15 protein-coding genes and 1 tRNA gene are annotated in these 18,531 nt (G+C 50.8%); 4 read left to right on the top strand and 12 right to left on the bottom strand.

Annotated elements, in window-relative coordinates; translation table 11 throughout:
* Positions 1 to 6 precede the first annotated feature (6 nt).
* Entirely contained in the window at positions 7 to 612 is a 606-nt protein-coding gene (locus QOL41_RS00715) for a hypothetical protein (RefSeq protein WP_173653229.1), read from the top strand.
* The gene (locus QOL41_RS00710) at positions 612 to 2,312 is read left to right on the top strand and encodes a hypothetical protein (RefSeq protein WP_283428248.1); all 1,701 of its coding nucleotides are present in this window, start codon (positions 612 to 614) and stop codon (positions 2,310 to 2,312) included. Before QOL41_RS00715 ends, QOL41_RS00710 begins: the two co-directional genes overlap by 1 nt.
* A gap of 3 nt (positions 2,313 to 2,315) precedes the next feature.
* Here QOL41_RS00710 and QOL41_RS00705 read toward each other — a convergent pair whose 3' ends face one another.
* Genes QOL41_RS00705 through aroE form a run of 7 tightly spaced genes read right to left on the bottom strand, consistent with a single transcriptional unit; the run spans position 2,316 to position 10,099 of the window.
* A complete protein-coding gene (locus tag QOL41_RS00705) occupies positions 2,316 to 3,365 on the bottom strand; it encodes an A/G-specific adenine glycosylase (RefSeq protein WP_283428247.1) in 1,050 nt (349 codons plus the stop codon).
* Complete coding sequence (locus QOL41_RS00700; RefSeq protein ID WP_283428246.1) at positions 3,355 to 4,782, bottom strand: glycosyltransferase; 1,428 nt, start codon at positions 4,780 to 4,782, stop codon at positions 3,355 to 3,357. Before QOL41_RS00700 ends, QOL41_RS00705 begins: the two co-directional genes overlap by 11 nt.
* Positions 4,751 to 5,527: a phosphoribosylformimino-5-aminoimidazole carboxamide ribotide isomerase gene (gene hisA / locus QOL41_RS00695; RefSeq protein WP_283428245.1), complete on the bottom strand. Its 777-nt coding sequence runs from the start codon at positions 5,525 to 5,527 to the stop codon at positions 4,751 to 4,753. The genes QOL41_RS00700 and hisA overlap by 32 nt, the downstream gene beginning before the upstream one ends.
* Positions 5,527 to 6,573, bottom strand: a complete 1,047-nt coding sequence (locus QOL41_RS00690) for a hypothetical protein (protein WP_283428244.1) — start codon at positions 6,571 to 6,573, stop codon at positions 5,527 to 5,529. Before QOL41_RS00690 ends, hisA begins: the two co-directional genes overlap by 1 nt.
* A 20-nt stretch (positions 6,574 to 6,593) precedes the next feature.
* On the bottom strand, positions 6,594 to 7,577 hold the full coding sequence (locus QOL41_RS00685) for a GDP-mannose 4,6-dehydratase (RefSeq protein ID WP_173653235.1): 984 nt from the start codon (positions 7,575 to 7,577) through the stop codon (positions 6,594 to 6,596).
* 22 nt (positions 7,578 to 7,599) lie between these two features.
* A complete protein-coding gene (gene aroB / locus QOL41_RS00680) occupies positions 7,600 to 9,210 on the bottom strand; it encodes a 3-dehydroquinate synthase (RefSeq protein ID WP_173653236.1) in 1,611 nt (536 codons plus the stop codon).
* Between the two features lies 1 nt (position 9,211).
* On the bottom strand, positions 9,212 to 10,099 hold the full coding sequence (gene aroE, locus QOL41_RS00675) for a shikimate dehydrogenase (protein WP_283428243.1): 888 nt from the start codon (positions 10,097 to 10,099) through the stop codon (positions 9,212 to 9,214).
* Between the two features lie 89 nt (positions 10,100 to 10,188).
* Between aroE and QOL41_RS00670 the strand changes: the two genes are divergently transcribed.
* Complete coding sequence (locus QOL41_RS00670; RefSeq protein ID WP_173653237.1) at positions 10,189 to 11,967, top strand: DNA repair helicase XPB; 1,779 nt, start codon at positions 10,189 to 10,191, stop codon at positions 11,965 to 11,967.
* A 167-nt stretch (positions 11,968 to 12,134) separates the two neighbouring features.
* On the opposite strand, the gene QOL41_RS00665 is transcribed toward QOL41_RS00670, so the two are convergent.
* Positions 12,135 to 12,207: transfer RNA gene (locus QOL41_RS00665), tRNA-Thr, on the bottom strand.
* Positions 12,208 to 12,313: 106 nt separating this feature from the next.
* On the opposite strand from QOL41_RS00665, the gene QOL41_RS00660 reads away from it, so the two are divergent.
* Positions 12,314 to 12,997: a tetratricopeptide repeat protein gene (locus tag QOL41_RS00660; RefSeq protein WP_283428242.1), complete on the top strand. Its 684-nt coding sequence runs from the start codon at positions 12,314 to 12,316 to the stop codon at positions 12,995 to 12,997.
* An 85-nt stretch (positions 12,998 to 13,082) separates the two neighbouring features.
* Here QOL41_RS00660 and QOL41_RS00655 read toward each other — a convergent pair whose 3' ends face one another.
* From QOL41_RS00655 to QOL41_RS00640, 4 genes are read right to left on the bottom strand one after another with little or no spacing between them, the layout of a single operon-like run.
* Positions 13,083 to 14,531, bottom strand: coding sequence for a GAF domain-containing protein (locus QOL41_RS00655; protein ID WP_283428241.1), 1,449 nt, complete (start codon positions 14,529 to 14,531; stop codon positions 13,083 to 13,085).
* Positions 14,524 to 16,038, bottom strand: a complete 1,515-nt coding sequence (locus QOL41_RS00650) for a TolC family protein (protein WP_283428240.1) — start codon at positions 16,036 to 16,038, stop codon at positions 14,524 to 14,526. The genes QOL41_RS00655 and QOL41_RS00650 overlap by 8 nt, the downstream gene beginning before the upstream one ends.
* Positions 16,035 to 16,841, bottom strand: a complete 807-nt coding sequence (locus QOL41_RS00645) for an efflux RND transporter periplasmic adaptor subunit (protein ID WP_283428239.1) — start codon at positions 16,839 to 16,841, stop codon at positions 16,035 to 16,037. Before QOL41_RS00645 ends, QOL41_RS00650 begins: the two co-directional genes overlap by 4 nt.
* Positions 16,838 to 18,430, bottom strand: coding sequence for a carboxypeptidase-like regulatory domain-containing protein (locus tag QOL41_RS00640; RefSeq protein ID WP_283428238.1), 1,593 nt, complete (start codon positions 18,428 to 18,430; stop codon positions 16,838 to 16,840). The genes QOL41_RS00645 and QOL41_RS00640 overlap by 4 nt, the downstream gene beginning before the upstream one ends.
* Between the last annotated feature and the right edge of the window lie 101 nt (positions 18,431 to 18,531).

Below are 18,531 nucleotides of genomic sequence, written 5' to 3'. Positions count from 1 at the left end.
GTATTTATGGGGAAATTGAAAAATATTTTGTTGATGGTGGCGGGCTTTGCGCTAGCTGCTTTTGGCCAAGAAGATTCGGTCAAAGTCGAAGACATCGCATTTTCGAAAGCGTATCTCGCGATTGAAGGTGGCGAGGTTTACCCGTTTGGCGACTTGAATGATGCAACTTACAATACGCTGTATGGCGGTCTCAATTTCCGTTATTCTTATTGGGAAAACGTCGATGGCGTGGTGATGTTCCACTATGCGTATTTCAAGCCGCGCCCAGATGTGGTGCCCTACGATGGCGTACATCAGGCTTCGGGCAAGCTTGGCATGGATTGGCGCTGGCCTGCTATTAGCCCGATTGTGATTGGGGGCGGTTTTGCTTGCAACTGGACCCGCGCTGATTTGGATGACGATGTGGACAAAGATGCAATTTATAACATGCCGGGTGGAACGCTGGGCGATAACGAAACGGAATTTGGCTGGTACGCTCGCTTGAACTTGAAAGTTTGGAGTTTTAAGGACTTTCAAGTCGGTTTTAACTTGATGTGGGAAGAAATCTGGACCTTGCCGAAGCGTTCTAATATGTTGTATGCAGGACTTTATGTAGAAAGGAAGCTTTGGTAATGAAGTACGAATCTTTAGCATTGTCGCTTCTTTTGGCTGCGGGTGTTGCCGTGGCGCAAGTGCCTGCCGAAATGGAAGGCATGGAATATGAAACTCGTGCCGACGGAACCTTTTTGATTGGTGGCCCGACTTTCGCGTTTGATAGAGTGATGGGCGCCGGTGGCGTGCATTCGGAAAGTGAACTTTGGACGCCTGCAAAGTTGCGCGACCGCTTGCTGTTTAACCGTATGTCGGGTACGCCGACCTGGACTCCGCTTGAACCGGGTGTTTGGCTCAAAACGGGCAATGAACTGGGTGACCTGATTTATCAGGATTTTATTACCGAAGAACACAGACCTGAAAACAGAACGCCGATTTTGGAAGGCGGTTTCCGCAGCCCGGCTTTCAAGGGTGTGTGGGCAACGGCAAGATTTTTCCAAGATGACCACTTTTGCAGCGGCTCCTATGTTTATCGTCGCGATGCGGTAGAAGGCGAATTTACTCATTTGGGCGCAAACTGGGCTATGTTCAGTACGGTGTACGGTGGCCTCGGTTACACGAATTCGTTTGTGAATGCCTCAGTCTTGGCGGGCGAAGAATACCTTTGGACGTATACGGCGGCATCTAATTGGATTGCATCGCATTATAAGCCGCGTATCGAAGCGCGTGCCGACATTAAGGATTTGTCGGTGACCGTTGCTTACGAAGATGTCGAATACCAGAACAAGCACAAGAAAGAAGAAGGTTCTCGCAAAGAAGTGAACGGCTCTGTTTACTACAAGTGCGGTAAGGCTTGCGAAAAGGGAATTTTCCAGGTGGCGGCAGGACTCGCTTTCCGCGCGGTCGATGACGAAGGTACGGTGTATACGGAACTCGAAGAAGATCGTGTGGCATGGCCGTTTATGGAATTGCGCGTGCAGCCGTTGGAACGCTTGAGGGCCGATGTGACCTTTGGCGTGAACGAACGCGATTGGCTTGTTCAGGACAGCGTTCAGTATGCGGTTCCGGTGCCCGAAAACATGGGTGCCGTGGTGGGTGTCAAGAACATTTCGGGCTCTCGCTTGAACCCGCTTGCAGACACCAAGGAATTTTATGATGGCCATGAAATTGACTTGACTGCAAACGGCCAGATGAACTTGATTCAGGCCTACGCCTCGTTCGTGGATACCTTGGGTGGCGTTGTGGCTCTTGGTGGCCGCGGAAGCTTGTGGGCTGAACATGGTGCCGAAACTTTCGAGGTCGATGAATTTAAATACAGCGACAAGCATTCCATGACGACACGCTATGGCAATGTGGATCGTATTGATGATTGGATTAAAGGCGTGACGGCGGAAATCTGGCTGAACACTTGGTACCGCGACATGTTCAAGTTTACCGCGATGGCAGGCTATGAACATATTGCAGGCCCAGTTGACAATGCCGAAGTGACTCCGGCGGAATTTTATACGGGCTTTATGGGCGACTGGCTCTTGAATAAGACTTTCAAGATTTCGCACTCGATTCGCTACAGGAGCGATGCCAAGTGGAATTTACGCAGCGTGAATCCGATGGTCGTCAAGGGCGACTGGACTTGGGATGCCTCGTTCTCGCAGATGTTCCCCAAATACGGCATTACTCTGACGGGTACGCTTATGCATGTGCTCGCCGACGAAGTCATGGAAACGGTGAACGGTGGCTATGACCGCCTTCGCTTTATTTGCCAGGCTAAGAAGACTTTCTAGGGCTTAATGTAGCAGGGTAAGCGCTTTCAGGCAAAAACTGTTGGCGAAAAATTCTTGGGTCTGAGAAATGTTGACCCACCGAAGCTCCGGCGCGCAATGTAGCGGGGCTTTTGTTTTTAGCTGGATGTGTAGAACGTCGCATTCAATTTTATGCACGGTAATGTTGTGCTTGAATTTGCCGATATTCTTGACTGCGCAGACATTGTCAGCGTTAATGTAGTCTTCGGCTTGGGCGGGAAGGCCTGCGGTTGCGTTGCGCGGCGATTCGAAATGCGGGAGCGTGAATTGGTTCTTGAAGAATTTTTGACCGCCGTGGATTGCTAAAATCTTGTGGTCGGCACTTTCGATAACGAGTACGGTGCCGTGCCAGTCTTTTTGAATGTGCTTTTTGCTGGGCGGGAATTCGGCGGTGCGGTTTTCGGCGAAGGCCTTGCAGGCTCCTTGTAGCGGGCAGTTTGCGCAATCGGGATTTTTGATTTTGCAAACGGTGCGGCCAAGCTCCATCAAGGCTTCATTATGCATGTAGGCCTTAGGCGAGTCGGCGATTTCGCGGGCGTAATCCCAGTAAGTTTTTAAGGCGTCTTTAGATTCCGTTGGCAAAAAGTCGAGCGTGAAAAGTCGCGAAAAAATGCGTACCAGATTGCCGTCAAGAATCGCTTCGCGCTCGTGGTAGGCGAGGCTTAAAATTGCGCCAGCGGTGTATGCTCCAATGCCCGGCAAGGCTTCAAGCTCCTTACGGGTGCGGGGAAATTCCTTGCATTCTGCAACGATTTTTGCAGTCTTTAGAATGTTTCTTGCGCGGCTGTAATAGCCCAATCCCTGCCAGTATTTAAAGACTTCTTCTTCGCTGGCTTTGGCAAGTGTCGCTACGTCGGGAAAACGCTTCATCCAGCGCGTAAAATAGTCGCGAACGGTAGAAACCTGCGTTTGCTGTAGCATGGTTTCGCTAATCCACACTGCATACGGATCGCGCGGGGCGTCCAAATCGGACAATCGCCACGGCAATTCTGCCGCGTTCTTCTTAAACCACTCGCGGAGCTTTTTACAATCCATACGCGTCGCGTTTCAGCTTCCTGAAGAATTCGAACTGAGCCTTGGTGGAAGATTCCATGGTGTACTTGAGGCTGCGTTCGTGGGCCGTTTCGCGCATCTTGGCGTAGGTGGCGGGTTCTTCAAGGTAAATGCGGCGGCATTCTTCCAAAGCGTTCAGCCAGGCGTCTTCGTCAATCGGCAAGATTCTGCCTGCGGCTTCGTCCATCACAATGTCGTGTGGGCCACCGTAATTGCTGACAATTGCGGGCGTGCCTGTAGACATGGCCTCGACGACCACGTTTCCGAAGGTATCTGTAACGCTCGGGAACAAGAAGAAGTCGGAATCGGCATAAAGGCTTGCGAGCGTTTCGCCGCCCTGTTCGCCTGCAAAATGCACGCTGTTGTCGCCTTCAAAGAACTTCTTGATTTCTTCGAGATACCAGCCGTAGCCCACATACATGAGTTCTACGTCGTTGTGCTTGGCGGCAAACTTTTTCCAAACGCCGTTCAAGAATTCCAAATTCTTTTCTTTAGAAATGCGTCCGATGAACGAGAATCGCACTTTACGGTTGGCGGAGTCGCTGTACTTTTCCCAAGTGCCCTTACCGCGCAAATCCGGCGAGAATTTTTCAAGCGGGAGCCCGCGGGGGAGTATTTGCACCTGGTTTGCAGGAATCTTTAGCTGCGAAGTCAGAATGTCGGCGTAGTCCTTGCAGGGGCTGACGACAGGCTTGGTCATGCCATAGAAGACTTTCATGAGCCAAAGCACAAAGTGGAACATCCACTTGGCTTTCACAAGCGTCTTGGTGTAAGTCGGAACGTCGGTGCGGTAATGGCTAAAGACTTTAATGCCTGCGACCTTTGCGCAGAAGCATACGAGCCATGCGCCAGGGCTTGGTGTTTCGAATTCAATCAAGTCTACAGGGTAGCGCTTAAGCAAGCGAAGTACCGGGCCAATGCGCGGAATAGCAAGTTCACTGTTGGCGTATCCGAGCTGTTCCATGCTGAACAAGCGCGGGAGCAGCAGACAGTAGCTGTTTTCTACGACACCGCAGGGGCGCGTGTTGAAGGCGTTTCCGGCGAGGAATGCATGCATGCCGTGGGCGCGCATGTAGGGAATCACGTTTCTCAGGTTGTTGGCGATTCCGTTTGTTTCATCCAAGTTGTCGGAATAAAAAAGAATGCGTACGTCGTCGGCGGGGTGCTGCTTGCGTTCCTTTTTCAGGTAAGAACGCAGTTTTAAAAGCTTGGGAATGTTCAGAATCAGCGAGCCGAAAACGATGGGCGGAATCATGCCCGTGCGCAGGTTTCCAGGGGGCTGGTGCTTGAACGAGAACATCTTTCTGAAGGTGCTCGTGACGGTGCGTCCAAAGATAGCCGGGCGCGAGTCTAAAACGTCGGTGGCCTTAAGCTTTGTTGAATTTGACGCAGTCGGCATATTTCACTCCTTTGCCACCGAACAGGTCCAAGGCCGATCCGATGGTGAGATCAATCGTTCCGTTAGAAATTTGTTTGCAGTGCTTGAGGTCTTCAAGCGACTTGGCGCCACCCGCATACGTGCAAGGAATTGGGCTGTGTTCGGCGAGGAACATAATCAGTTCGTCGTCCATGCCCTGCTGCTTTCCTTCGACATCGGCGGCGTGAATCAAGAATTCGTCGCAGTAGCGGGAAAGGTCTTCGAGCGTTTCCTTGCTGACTTCGATGTCAATCAAAGTTTGCCAGCGGTTAATTGCGATTTTCCAGCGAGGCTCTTCTTCGGGGGCACTTACGCGCTTGCAGCTCAAATCGAGAACCAGGTGTTCTTTGCCGACCGTTTTCGAGAGCAATTCCAAACGCTCGCGGTCGAGTTTGCCTTCGGGGAAAATCCAGCTGGTCACAATCACATGGCTTGCGCCTGCGTCCAGGAATTCCTTGGCGTTGTCGGCGGTAATGCCTCCGCCTACTTGCAGTCCGCCGGGGTAGGCGGCGAGTGCGGCTTTGGCAGCTTCGGTATTGCCCTTGCCGAGCATAATCACGTGACCGCCCTTGATTCCGTCTTTCTTGTACAGTTCTGCGAACCAAGCGGGGGAGCGGTCTGTTTCAAAATTCGTCTTGAGACCCGTGCCGCTGTCATTCAGCGAACTGCCTACAATCTGCTTAACACGTCCGTCGTGCAGGTCAATGCATGGGCGAAACTTAGTCATCAGTCTTTAACTCCCGTAATACACCAATCAATCTTTTTCCCGTGGCTTCCGTCGCTCCTACCCCTGTAAAATAGAACTTCGCCACCGGCGGCAATCTTGAATGCTTTCTTTGCTATCCAACCGTCTACTTTGTCCAAAAGGCTTGCTTTCTGGAGCGTTTTAGCTACGCTGAACTTGAGTGCAGGAACGCTTGCGTCTTGCCATTCAAAGGTCAAGTCGCTCTTGGCGAATTTCTTGCCTTTGTAGTTGTCGCTGCCATCTTTGATGGCCTTGGGCTGAGCGACCTTGATTCCAGATTCGTCTTTGTAGAGTGCGTATCCGAACGGTTCGCCGTCTTTAGAAATCGAAATGCGGCCTGCAAATAGCGGGCTGCGGGCGCTTGTGCTAAAGTTGACCGAGCGTGTTGCTACATCGATGGCCTGCGCGGTTTGCCAGGTTTGGTCCATGTAGGCGTAACCCTTGACGGCAATGGTGTCTTCGTTGTAGGCGATTTTGCCTGCGACGCGGCCGTAAGGAATGTGAACGTATTGTCCGAAACTTTCCTTGCCGATTTTCCATACGCCGTTGCCAGGGACTTTACCGACTTCGGCCGATTCAAAGGTCACGTCCAGCAGGAATTTGCCACCCTTGTCGGCGGTAAAGTACACGCGGTGATCTTTGCCCGGCTTGTGTTCCATCTTGTATTCGCCCTTGATGTCGATTGTGGCCGAGGCCTTGTCGGCCTTAAGGCGTTCGGGCGGATACTGTCGGCCTACGGTATAGGTTTTGCTCTTGAAATTCCAGAAGCTCATGTCGCAAGCGATTTTTCTGCCGGAACCCGGAATGTGAAGCGTGGAATAGTTGATGAAGGCGCGAGTGCCGTTATCGAAAACGAACTGATAGCTCCAAGTTTCATTGTATTCTTTGGCGCTGTTGTTGTGCGGCATAAAGTCATCGACCGATACGCTACGCACAGAACCCTGCGGCTGTGCGACATCGCCTGCAAATGCAAGCGACGTGCTAAACAAAAACGCCACAAAAAGAACTATCATATTTTCACGTCTCATTTCACACTCCACATCCCACATTACAGTCTCAAGTCCTGTCCCATACCGAGCTTGAGTTCTGTACGACGGCGTAATACCATTTCGTTGAACAAGTCGGTCAGACTGTCTTCGACGCTAATCATCGGCTTCCAACCCATGTTCATTGCCTTAGTGGGGTCGCCAATCAAAAGCGGAATGTCGTTGCTGCGTTCGTAACCCGGATCAAAACGGAAGTCTACGCTTACCTCGGCAATGTCCACCAGCATTTCGGTGAGTTCGCGGAAGGTGTAAGACTTGCCGCAGCAAAGGTTGTAGGCTTCGCCCGGTTCAGACTGGTTCAAAAGCTGAATCATGCCGCGTGCCACATCGCGCACGTCAATCACGTCGCGGCTGATGTCGAGACTGCCCGAATAAATGGTCGGTTCTGCGCCGTAATACTTGATTTTGACAAGCTGGTAGGTAATCGAGGGAATGACGAAACGACGGCTGTGGTGCGGGCCCGTAAAGTGGAAGGGGCGTGCAAAAACCACGTGCAGTCCGTAAGCATTCTTGAACTGGTTTCCCAAAAGTTCCATGCAAGCTTTAGAGGTTGCATAAGGCGTGAGCGGATTGGGGGCGTCCGATTCTTTGTGCAAGTAGGTAAGCTGATGATCGGTGCGGCCGTAAATTTCGCTGGAACTTAAAAGCATCACCTTTGCCTTGGGGCAATTCTGGCGCACTGCTTCGAGCAAGTTCTGCGTGCCGAGCAAGTTGATGTTCAGCGTTTCGTATGGTTTCTTGTAGCTGAGTCCCACCGACGATTGGCTTGCCAGGTGGTAAATGTGCGTGGGCTGCACAAACTGAATCACGTCCTGCATGTGCTTAAAGTTCAGCAAGTCGCCGTTCAGGTATTCAACGCCATCGACCTTCTGCCAGGGCTGCGGCTGTTCGTCGCTAAAGCTGTAAAGGTCGTGCGTCGTTCCCACGAGGCTCGACAAAATGTGGTAGCCTAGAGCTCCTGTTCCGCCGGTTACAAGAATACTCATATTCATACACTCCTATTGTGCATTACTTAATAGCTCCCCAGCTTTGAGTAATGATATCTTTATCGATGTTGCTTACTTTCTCCACTTCTCCAATCTTAGTGGGCAAAATGTATACACGCTTGCCCTTTTCTGCCTTCTTGTCTACAGCCATGGCGTCCCATGCGGCTTCCGTGTCGATATCGTATTTCTTCGGGAATCCGAGGTCATCCAAGAGTTTGTTCTGACGAGCTTCTTCTTCGGCGCTGATTTTGCCGAGGAGAACTGCCGCGCGGGCGGCCACGCGCATGCCAAGCGACACGGCAATGCCGTGCGTGAACATGCTGTAATGCGTCAAGTTTTCGATAGCATGCCCGAAGGTATGCCCGTAATTCAAAATAGCACGCAGGCCAGCTTCCTTTTCATCGATGCCGACGACTTCGGCCTTAATGGCGCAGCTGCGGTAAATCAGGTGCTTCAAAACGTCAAGGTCGTGAGCCTTGATCTTTTCGACGTTCTGTTCCATATAACGGAAGAATTCTTCGTCGTAAATCACGCCGTACTTCACGATTTCGGCAAGGCCTGCCAGGTATTCCGTTTCGGGCAAGGTGCTGAGTACTGCAAGGTCGCAGACCACAGCCTTGGGCTGGTAGAATGCGCCAATCATGTTCTTGCCTTCGGGGTGGTTCACGGCAACCTTTCCGCCCACAGAACTGTCGACCATGCTCAAAAGCGTTGTCGGGAACTGGATAAACGGAATGCCGCGCTGGTAGGTGGCTGCACCAAAGCCTGCCATATCGCCGACCACGCCACCGCTAAACTGCAACAAGCAGCTCTTGCGGGTGTAGCCGCGGTGGAGCATAAAGCTGAACAACTGGTTCAAGTTGTGCAAGGTCTTGTTCTTTTCGCCGGCTTGGAACTTGAAAATCGGGCAACGTCCGGCCTGGCCTCTCAGTTCGCCGAGCATCTGGCTCTGCACTTTGGCAATGTTTGTGTCCGTGCAGACCAAGAAGTCGTGACTCGGGGCAAGCTTCAGGCATTCCAGCAATACGCCTGCTTCGGGAATAATGTTCTTGCCGATAAAGATGGGGTAGCGTCCGCCGCTGCTCGGGCAAACGTCCAGCGCATGGCTGTTCCAGAAATTCAGGATGTACAGGATGCGTTCAATCACGTGGTCTTCGGTGTATTCGTCAGAACTTTCCACACTGAAGTCGGCGTTTGCGTAATTCTTTTCGCGTTCCTTGAGCATCACCTTGATTTTTTCGAGGCGTTCTTCGTCGCTCAGGTTAGCAAGCAACGGGCGCGTGTTCTTGCGACCGATGCGTTCCGAAAGCACTTCGGGCTTTGCCCACAGGCGAATGATGGTGCCGTTTTCGCGGATGACTTTCAGGTTATCCGGCTGCGTGAGAGCGCCACCGCCCAATGAAATAATGTGCGGCGTTTCTTTCTTTGCAAATTCGGCAACGACATCGCGTTCCATTTCGCGGAACTTGGCTTCGCCTTCTTGTTCAAAAATTTCGCTAATGGTCTTGCCTGCGCGTTCAACGATAACGGCGTCGGTATCTACGTAGGGGCGGTTTAACCGTTCTGCCAGGGCGCGTCCGGTGCGGGATTTTCCGCTTGCCATGAATCCGGTGAAAAAGATGTGCTTGTTCATGTTAGCCCTGCATTCCTTTACGCATGATCTTTGCGAGTTCGTCGTTCGTCTTGTTTTTAGTTTCTTCGGGGAACCATTTTCTAAAGCTTTCGATTCCCTGGTGCACCAGCATGCCTTCGCCGGTTACCACCTTGTAGCCTTTTGCCTGTGCTGTCTTTAACAGCTTGGTCATGGGCGGTGTATAGACAATGTCCATCACGGCTTGGCCTTGGTGCAAGGATTCTTCGGTAAGGGGAGATTGGTCTTCGTTGGGTGTCATGCCCACGGAGGTTGCGTTGATGATGATTTCGATGTTCTTGGATACGGACGGGAATTCATCGAACGTGGCGACTTGGACCTGGGGAGCCTTGCCGTTAAAGAACTGGTTCAGGCTGTCGGCGAGTGCGGCCCCTTTTTCGCGGTTGCGGCACACGATGGTAAGCCTGTTCTGCATTTCGGCGAGCGTGTAGGCAATGGCCTTGGCAGCACCGCCGTTTCCGAGCAGGGCGACCTTCTTGTTCGATGGCTCTACTCCCGATTCCTGCAGGTTGCGAATGCATCCATAGGGGTCGGTTGTCGTACCACATAAAGTGCCCCCGACAATGCCGTCTTTCCAGTATAGCGTATTGACGCTGCCGGTAAACTTCGAAATGTCTGAAAGTTCGTCTACAAGGTCTATGACCGGGGTCTTGTACGGAATAGTGACATTTGCCCCGCGGAACTTCATGGCCCTAAAACCCTTGATGGCATCGGCCAAATTTTCGGGCTCCGGGGCGTAGGGTAAATAGGCCGCATTTATGCCTAATGCTTCAAAAAGGGCATTATGCATCAAAGGCGACTTGCTATGACCAACAGGATGACCGAAAATGCAAAGAGACTCGGTCTTTCCATTCAATTTTAACTGGCTCAAAAAAACCTCTTTTTTTACAATATAAAGATATATAAAATTAACCCTACAACACTACTCTAATTACGTAACTTTTACTAAATTTGGCGCCTATGAATCCGAATGGCGCCATTATTGTTCAGAGTAATATGGAAATCATGGTGGAGGTTGATCTCCCCACTTATGAAGCGGCCCGCGATGCTATCGCCCCGTTTACCGAATTGGTCAAAAGTCCCGAACATTTGCACACCTACAAGATTAGCCCGCTAAGCTTGTGGAACGCTGCTGCAACGGGGCTTCGTGCACCGGAAGTTTTGGAACGTCTGGAAAGCCAGAGCCGTTTCCCGATTCCGGAATCTGTTGTGACCGAAATCGAAGACTACATGTCTCGTTACGGACTGCTTCGCCTGAAAAAAGAAGACGACCGCCTGATTGTAGAATCCGATGACAAGTACATGTTCACCGAAATCTGCAACCTCAAAGAAGTGCAGCCGTACGTGCTTCACTTTATCGATGATTTGCATGCTGAAGTAGACCCGGAACGCCGCGGTCACTTGAAGATGGCTCTTACCAACGCCGGGTTCCCGGTCGAAGACTTGGCCGGTTATACCGTGGGCGATCCGCTCCCGATTCACCTGCGCGAAACGACGGTGGGTGGCAAGCCTTTTGCCCTCCGTGACTACCAGAAAGAAGCTGCCCAGGTGTTCTACGCCAGTGGTTCTGAAAAGGGCGGCTCGGGCGTGATCGTGCTGCCTTGCGGTTCGGGTAAGACCGTGATTGGCCTAGCCACCATGGCTTTGGTACAAACTAAGACCTTGATTTTGACTCCGAACATTTCGGCTAGCCGTCAGTGGATTCGCGAAATTTGCGACAAGACTGACTTGACGCTCGACCAGGTGAAGGAATATTCCGGCGAAGTCAAGGAAATCGGCCCCGTGACGGTTGCTACCTACCAGATTTTGACTCAGCGCAAGCGTGCCAAGAAGGCCGAAAACGAAAAGACCGATTCTGACTTGGACGATTTGACCGAAGAAGAAGTCAAAAAGGAACTCGCCAACTTCCCGCTGTTCAGCCAAGAAAAGTGGGGCCTGATGATTTACGACGAAGTGCACTTGCTGCCGGCTCCGGTGTTCCGCCTGAGTACCGAAATGCAGGCCACTCGCCGCCTGGGCCTTACCGCAACGCTTGTGCGCGAAGACCACAAGGAAACCGAAGTGTTCAGCTTGATTGGCCCCAAGAAGTACGACATTCCGTGGCGTATTCTGGAAGCCCAGGGCTGGATTGCAACCGCCGACTGTAACGAAATCCGTATTCCGATGGAACCGGAACTCAAGATGAAGTATGCGCTTGCGCCTGTCCGCGAAAAGATTACGCTTGCTTCCACCAACCCCGAAAAAACGGACATTGTGGAACGCTTGCTCAAGTATTTTGACAAGCCCGATGACCGCGTGCTAATTATTGGCCAGTACATCGACCAGCTCGAAGCCCTTTCCGAAGATTTGCAGATTCCGCTGATTACGGGTAAGACGCCGAACAAAGACCGCGAAAAGCTTTATGCCGCCTTCCGTAACGGTAGCCAGAAGAACTTGATGGTCTCCAAGGTGGGTAACTTTGCTATCGACTTGCCGGATGCTAACGTGCTGATTCAGATTTCGGGTACCTTCGGTAGCCGACAGGAAGAAGCACAGCGCCTCGGTCGCGTGCTTCGCCCCAAGAGCGACGGTGGCGCAGCCCACTTCTACAGCATCGTGACGCAGGATTCCAAGGAACAGGAATTCGCCATGAACCGCCAGCTGTTCTTGACGGAACAGGGGTATGCTTACAAGATCATTAAACGCGGCGATTGGGATATTCTGGCTCGAACACCCGAAGAACTTGCTGCTAGAAAGTAGCCTCGTTATAAACTTCGTCTAGCGGCGTTCTCAACCCTCTCGCCGTATTACTTATACGGCTTCGGTCCTGCGGCCTTGTTCTGCTCGCTTCTAGCTTCGGCTTTGGTTTTTGAACAAATTTCTTTAAAATTGAAAAATCCCATTCCATTCGGAACGGGATTTTTTCGAGCCACCCAGCAGATTTGAACTGCCGACCTGCTGATTACGAATCAGCTGCTCTACCAGCTGAGCTAGAGTGGCATGGTAGGCCAAAATTAGCAAAAGGGCCTTCTTTTGTCAAGGTGTGCTGACAACACATTAAAATTTTTCTATGATTGGAGCACGAAATTTAACATGGACGTTTAATATGGCAAACGAATCGAATACCAACAATTCTGAAATTAAGGAATTTTTTGTCGCACACGGCTCCAAGGTCGTTGCAGCCCTCGTAGTGATCATGGTCATTGTGGTGGGCGTGGTGCAGTTCCGTGACTACCGCAAGGCAGCTGCAGTCGAACAGGCTGAACTCCTCGGTCCGGGCATGGCTCTCCTTTATGCAGATCAGAAGGACTCCGCCTTCGTGGAATTCGAATCCAAGATCAACTCCGGTAAGCTCTCCGGTGTGTCTCTGGCAAAGGCTGCTCTCTATGCAGGCAACATCAAGTACCAGGCTGGCGACTTTGATGCCGCTGCCGTGTTCTTCCAGAAGAGCCTCGACAACGCAGGTTCCGTTGCTCTGGTTCGCTCGGCTGCCATGCACGGTCTTGCCTCTGTGAAGATCGAAAAGGGTGACTACTCTGCCGCTGCCGGTCTTCTCGAAAAGTACGTCTCTGAATTTGCCAAGCGCACTGGCGACCAGGAAGACCGCTTCCAGAAGGACGAACCGGTGGACGAGGTCCCGATGGTTGCAGACGCCATGTGGAAGCTCACTCTCGTTTACGAACAGCTCGGTGCTGCTGACAAGGCTAAGAAGACTGCTGAACGCATTCTGACGGTCTACGGTGACAACCAGGCTTACGCTGACAAGGCCAAGAAGTTCCTCGCTAAGTAATTTCTGGAAACGTCATTACGGCATTAAGAAAGGCGGCTTTTAAGCCGCCTCTTTTTTTTCTATCGCTGTCAAAAAGTGTCGTGTCTTACCACCAAAGCTTTATTCTTAAATAATCAATTGCTTCGTGAGAAATAATCCACCAGAGCGTTTTCTTCTCAGAGAAAATCTTGGCAATGCCAGTCATACCCGGGCGGAACCAAGCGGGCGTCTTGCGCACGAATTCGCCGCGAACAGCGAAGGTGTTCTCTTGCTCCTTGACTTCGGCTGTAGGGCTTATACGCTCGGTTTTAAAGCGGTAAACGTAGTCAGGGCGGCTCTTGATTGCCAAAAGGCCTTCGCCGCCTAAAGTCACGTTCTTGAGCTCGCCTTCGGGTACATTGATTTCGACGTAAATGTTTTCGATAGAGGCAATCTGGAACAGTTCGCTACCCTGGTTCACCGGAGCGCCGATTCGCTTTTGCAAATCGCCTTCGATAATGACTGCGCTATCGACGTTGAGCGTCACTTCGGACATAGAAAGCTTGTAACGCACAGTCTTGAGCTTTGCCAGCGTCTGGTTGAGCCTTGCCTGGTGAATGCGCATGTCGGCGAGTTGGTGGGTAGCCTGTGCCTTCTGAATTTCGCGGCGGCTGTCTTGTTCCTGAGCCATCAAGTCGGCTTCTTCAAGCTTAAGTTCCGTTTGGTTCAGGCGCAAAAGCGTCTGGCCCTTGTAAATCACGTCGCCCGGCTTTACGAACACGCTGTCGATGTAGCCGTCGTAGGGCGCAGTGGCGAAAATAACCTTGTCCGTCTTGAGGATTGCTGGCGCACTCACTCGGTAGGGGAGCGGGTACAGCGTTGCAAACAGCACAAGCCCAATGCCCAGAATGCCGAAAAACTTGGCCCAGGTATGTTCAAAGCCCAAAAGTTTGGCGAGTGCCCTGCGCGTTTTGCGGGCAATCCTTGCTCCAAACCAATTGCTCTTTTGGTAAAGTTCCAAAAGCCTTGCGCCGCACAAAGACGATGCCAGGTAAATCTGTTCGGTTTCAAGGTCGGTAAAGGGCTTGCTTTGGCGTTCGCAGGTAATAACACCGATTACATCTTCGCCGTCTTTGGGCGATGTGCGAATAGGAACCGAAAGCAGGTTTTCGCAGTGGTATTCCTTGCTGTACTTTTCGTGTGCAAGAACGGTCAGGTTGTCCTTGACCGGCGGGTACAAAATGGCCGCGTCTTGTTCGTAGGCCTCTTCCATAAGGCCTTCGAGGTCCTTGACCACCTGCATCTTCTTTTCAAAGTGGTCGGTATGGCTAATGCTCTTGAGCCGAATGTAGTCTTGTTTTAACCAACCAAGGCTTACGCGTTCAGCATGGTGTTTGTCGGCAATTTGCCCCACAAGTGCGAGTGCTGCGGTCTTGAATTTTTCGCAGCTCATTACGCTCTGCGCAATTTCGATCACTTGGGTGAGCTGGTACGCTTTGGCGTTCACAACTTGCAGCGAATTCTGCAGGGCTGAAATGATTTGTTCGGGTTCAATCTTTTGCGCGAACTTAGTCATGTAGCAAATCCTCGCGGAGAGAAAGTTTTCCCTGACTCCACTTTTCAAGTCCCGTCTGCATCAGTAGTTTGCCTCTGGCGCGGGCGAGTCGTACATCGATAATGCGGAGCATTCTCATGTTTTCGAGGTGCTTTTGTCTTGCTTCGCGCAAGTCCTCTTCCATCTCGAAAATCTGGTGGTAGTTACTCTTGCCCAAAGCGAGCTTTTTAAATTCTTCTTCGAGTTCCTTTTTGTGGTATGCTACGGCTACTTCGCCGTATTGCCACTGGCGCCTGATTTCTTGAGAACGGGTCTGCAAAATGCGGTATTCTTCATACAGCCTGTTCTGAATCAGACTAAGCTTGATTTTGGCCGAATGCACGTTGGCGCGTTCCGAGGCAATCTGGTGACGCTCGCGAACGTTTGCGAATAAGGGTATGTCAATCTCGATTCCGCCCGAAATCACGGTTTGGCGTCTTTCGGGCTCCTTGAAGTTCGAAACGGCGAGCTTGGCGTTTGAATTCCTGCTTCGAATGCCGTAACTTCCGATAAGGTCCAGAGTCGGCATTGCATTTGTCTTACGGGCATCCAGTTCTTCTTCGCGCAAGTTGAGTTCTGTGCTTTGGGCCAGGTAACTCGGGTGCATCAAGCTGATAGAATCTAGGAATGAAGCCGAATCTAGCGTAATGTTGGTGTCCAGCGTGGTGTCTGGCCTAATGGAAACCGGGCGCAGGTCGTGCAACACTTCGGGCGATGCAATCATCAGCAAAAGTTCGAGCCTTGCGTTACGCAATTGGTCAAGCGCTTCGATACGGGCGTTTTCGCGGTCCGAAAATTCGGCGACCGTCTTCTGGTAATCAAGCATCGAAACAAGGCCTAATTCCACACGCTTTTTCGCGTCTCCAGATATTTCGCTTGCCACGCGGGCCGATTCTGTTGCAAATTGCAGGCTCTGCTGTGCAAAATGGTAATTCCAGTAAGCGTTGCAGAATTTTTCGAGAATGTCGCTCAAGGTTTCGCGATACTTTTGGTAGGCGAGTTCCTTTTGCAGCTTGGCTTCGCGAATGTTCTTGGTCGGGGTAAAGAACATCAAGCCGTCTTTGAGCAAGTGCTGTCTGAGTTCTGCGCCAAAGTAAAGTTCCGAGGTGTAGTCGCTATGTGTGTACGTGGCCTGATTAAAACCGACATCGTATTCGGTGCCTGTAGGCAGCTTACCTTGCACGCCGAGCTTGTATTCGTCTTTGGTCTCGGTAAACAGGGCGCTGGGGCTGTCTCCACGTTCCTTGTTCAGTCGGCCAATCAAATGCGGTTCAAAATCGCCGTAAGCGCCGATTGCAAGTTCTGCATTTGAACGCCACAGAAACTTGGCTTCTTGAATGTCTGCGTTATTCTTGACAACCGTTTCAATCGCTTTTTCAAAATCAATAAACAGCGAATCTTCGGCGAGCACAGGTTCTGCAACGGGCTCTTGCGCAAAGGCAATGCCTGCCGTACAAAATAGGGCTGTCGCAAAAGAACGCAAAATCATTTGAGGAGAAGTCTTCCTGTAACGCCCGGTTCCACAAAACGGTCAGAATTATCGAAAATGACCTTGATGGTTCTGAGCAAACTTGACTTGTCGACCACGGGCGACACGAATTCGACGGTGCCGTTGCGGGAACGGTTCTTGCTTGCGCCATCGAGAGAAAGTTTTACCTTCTGGCCGACTTTAAGGGCATGGGCTTTGTTGGCAATAATGTAGGCGGTCATGCGGCAGGTACGCACGTCTGCAATTTCAAGGATTGGTTCCAGTGCTTCGACACTTTCGCTGTTATTCTTGCTAATGCTTACGATTTCACCGTCAAAAGGGGCAATCAAGTATTGCTTGCTGAGTTGGGCGCGAGCCATTTGGTATTCCAAAGAATCCTTGGCCTTTGTAATCTTGGCGGCATTCCAGTCGGCTCTAGAAATGTCGAAATTCATCTGCTTTTCCCACACTTCTTCTTGACTTACCGAGTTACTGGTTTCGAACAACTTTTTGATGGCGTAATAGTCCTTCATGTAAGTGTCCATTTTTGCCTTAGACGATGCAAGTCCCGAATAATCGTCGGCAATAATCTTTGTCATGTGTACGCGAATCTCTTCTTCGGTCTTCACGAGATTCATCAAGGTGTCGCCCTTGTGTACGAATGCGCCTTCTTTAACCCAAATACTGTCGATTTTACCCGGAACGGTAAAGCCGATTTTTGCTTGATTGATGGGTTCAGTTACGCCGTCAAAGGTTGCGCATGCAAAGCCGGCAAGCGCAAGGATTGTTGCGGTAAAGCACTTGCTCATGTTGGACTGACTCATGTTGCGCTACTCGAATCGGATGCGGTGCTGCTCGAGGATTCTGCTGTTGCGTTGCTAGAAGACGATTCTTGACCTTCGCCCGGCAATTCAAGGGCCGAACTACTCGATAAATCAATGGTAGGTTCGCTGCTAGAAGAGGTTGCGCTACTCGAAGAATCGGAGCTGCTTGAAGAACTAGATTCCGAAGAACTGCTAGATTGGGGCGGTACAATGAGTTCTGTTCTCAGTTCAAAACCTTCGGCGTATAGCCCGTTTTTGGCATAAATTGTAATGTTGAAACCCGCACTGTCGCCTTGATTTCTGTCGAGTAAAATTTTTTCGTCCATCTGTACGAACATCGTATCTTTGTGGACCCAAGCCTTGGCGTTGGCATAGTAACCATTGCCGTACACAGTTCTGTCTACATTGCTGCAGTAATTCCATTGAATGCGGTTGGTGTTCTTGTCGAGTTCATCGGAGAACTTGACCCACATAGTGTCTTCGATTCCGAAAGTTGCCTTGAAATTGCTGTTTGTCGGCCAAGCGTTGCTGGTGATTGCGTAAAGGCCTCGGTCTGTTGTGAAGGCAGAATCGCCGCTAAACGTTATCTGGATTCGTTCGTTAGATTTCTTTTCGTAAGCAGTAATGCTGACCACAATCTTTGTTTCGGAAGGGAATGCTTGATCGTGTTCCAAGAACAGTGTGTCGTCCTTGATTATAGGCTTTACATACAACTTGCTTGTGTCGGCGGTAACGTCAACAGTCAAATTGCTGGAATGAACTTTTTGAGCGAATACGTAGTAAGGCTTTATAAGGGTTGATACGTTGCCGTAGCCAATCATGTTGTTGTCCATGACATTAGAGGCAACAATCTTTTGTTGTTGCGGAATCAGCGTGTCTTGTGCAAGGTAGGCACGACCGATATCGCGTGTGTCGCCTGCGGTAAGCCTGGGGAGCGCAACGCCATAGAACTGATAGCGAATATTCTTGTACGTGTAATCGGTTACATTCAATACAAGTCCCGTGTCGGCAGGCAAATTTTTAAAGGTGAACTTGCCGAGGGAATCTGTTTTGGTTGTGAACGACTTCGGGAAAATGTTGATGTAGCTTGTGTCAATGTGAGAAAGGCTCAGCGAAAGGCCCGAAACGGGAATCTTTTTGCCGGAACCAGGGTCGTTTATGTAGAGCTCGCCGGTGACAGCAGCATTGAGCGGGCTCAAGCGTACAATGGCCGAGGCGCTTGCTACAACACCTTCCATGCGGCTCGATTCGTTGGTGCTAGAAACGTCGAAAACCTTCGGTGTGTAATACAGAGTGTCTTTTTTGTTGACTTTAAAATAATCGAACGTGAATGTTCTAGAACCGTACGGAAGGTTGTTTATATAAAAGTTTCCGTTCTCGTCGGTTTCGGTGGTGTCTATGTCACCATCGGTGTCGAGGTATGTGATTTGAGCGCCTTCGAGTGCTCGGCCCGTAGAGGCGTCAATGACCATGCCAGAAAATGTCCATTTGGAGTATTCTGAACTTTCGGAATCTGTTACGGAACAGGCTGAAAAGTAAGAGGCCGTCAAGAGAGCGGCAACAGCAACAAACCAATCCTTTTTTATCATTGGACCTCCGGTAACTCAACATACCCAAAACGAGGCGAATTTTAGAATTCTTTATATAAAATGTCAAGATGCAAAATTTCTTACCTTGTATGATTAATTTT

It is taken from the genome of Fibrobacter sp. UWB10 (assembly GCF_900182935.1).
GTDB classification, from domain to species: domain Bacteria; phylum Fibrobacterota; class Fibrobacteria; order Fibrobacterales; family Fibrobacteraceae; genus Fibrobacter; species Fibrobacter succinogenes_O.
Note: the sequence above shows the minus strand (reverse complement) of the source record. Positions and strands in the feature narration are given on the sequence as shown.

Coding starts and splice junctions, on each gene's coding strand:
- QOL41_RS00670 (WP_173653237.1), top strand. CDS start 10,189: ATGAATCCGAATGGCGCCATTATTGTTCAGAGTAATATGGAAATCATG.
- QOL41_RS00650 (WP_283428240.1), bottom strand. CDS start 16,038: ATGATTTTGCGTTCTTTTGCGACAGCCCTATTTTGTACGGCAGGCATT.
- QOL41_RS00700 (WP_283428246.1), bottom strand. CDS start 4,782: ATGCCGACTGCGTCAAATTCAACAAAGCTTAAGGCCACCGACGTTTTA.
- QOL41_RS00645 (WP_283428239.1), bottom strand. CDS start 16,841: ATGAGTCAGTCCAACATGAGCAAGTGCTTTACCGCAACAATCCTTGCG.
- QOL41_RS00715 (WP_173653229.1), top strand. CDS start 7: ATGGGGAAATTGAAAAATATTTTGTTGATGGTGGCGGGCTTTGCGCTA.
- hisA (WP_283428245.1), bottom strand. CDS start 5,527: ATGACTAAGTTTCGCCCATGCATTGACCTGCACGACGGACGTGTTAAG.
- QOL41_RS00685 (WP_173653235.1), bottom strand. CDS start 7,577: ATGAGTATTCTTGTAACCGGCGGAACAGGAGCTCTAGGCTACCACATT.
- QOL41_RS00690 (WP_283428244.1), bottom strand. CDS start 6,573: ATGAGACGTGAAAATATGATAGTTCTTTTTGTGGCGTTTTTGTTTAGC.
- QOL41_RS00710 (WP_283428248.1), top strand. CDS start 612: ATGAAGTACGAATCTTTAGCATTGTCGCTTCTTTTGGCTGCGGGTGTT.
- aroB (WP_173653236.1), bottom strand. CDS start 9,210: ATGAACAAGCACATCTTTTTCACCGGATTCATGGCAAGCGGAAAATCC.
- QOL41_RS00705 (WP_283428247.1), bottom strand. CDS start 3,365: ATGGATTGTAAAAAGCTCCGCGAGTGGTTTAAGAAGAACGCGGCAGAA.
- QOL41_RS00640 (WP_283428238.1), bottom strand. CDS start 18,430: ATGATAAAAAAGGATTGGTTTGTTGCTGTTGCCGCTCTCTTGACGGCC.
- QOL41_RS00660 (WP_283428242.1), top strand. CDS start 12,314: ATGGCAAACGAATCGAATACCAACAATTCTGAAATTAAGGAATTTTTT.
- QOL41_RS00655 (WP_283428241.1), bottom strand. CDS start 14,531: ATGACTAAGTTCGCGCAAAAGATTGAACCCGAACAAATCATTTCAGCC.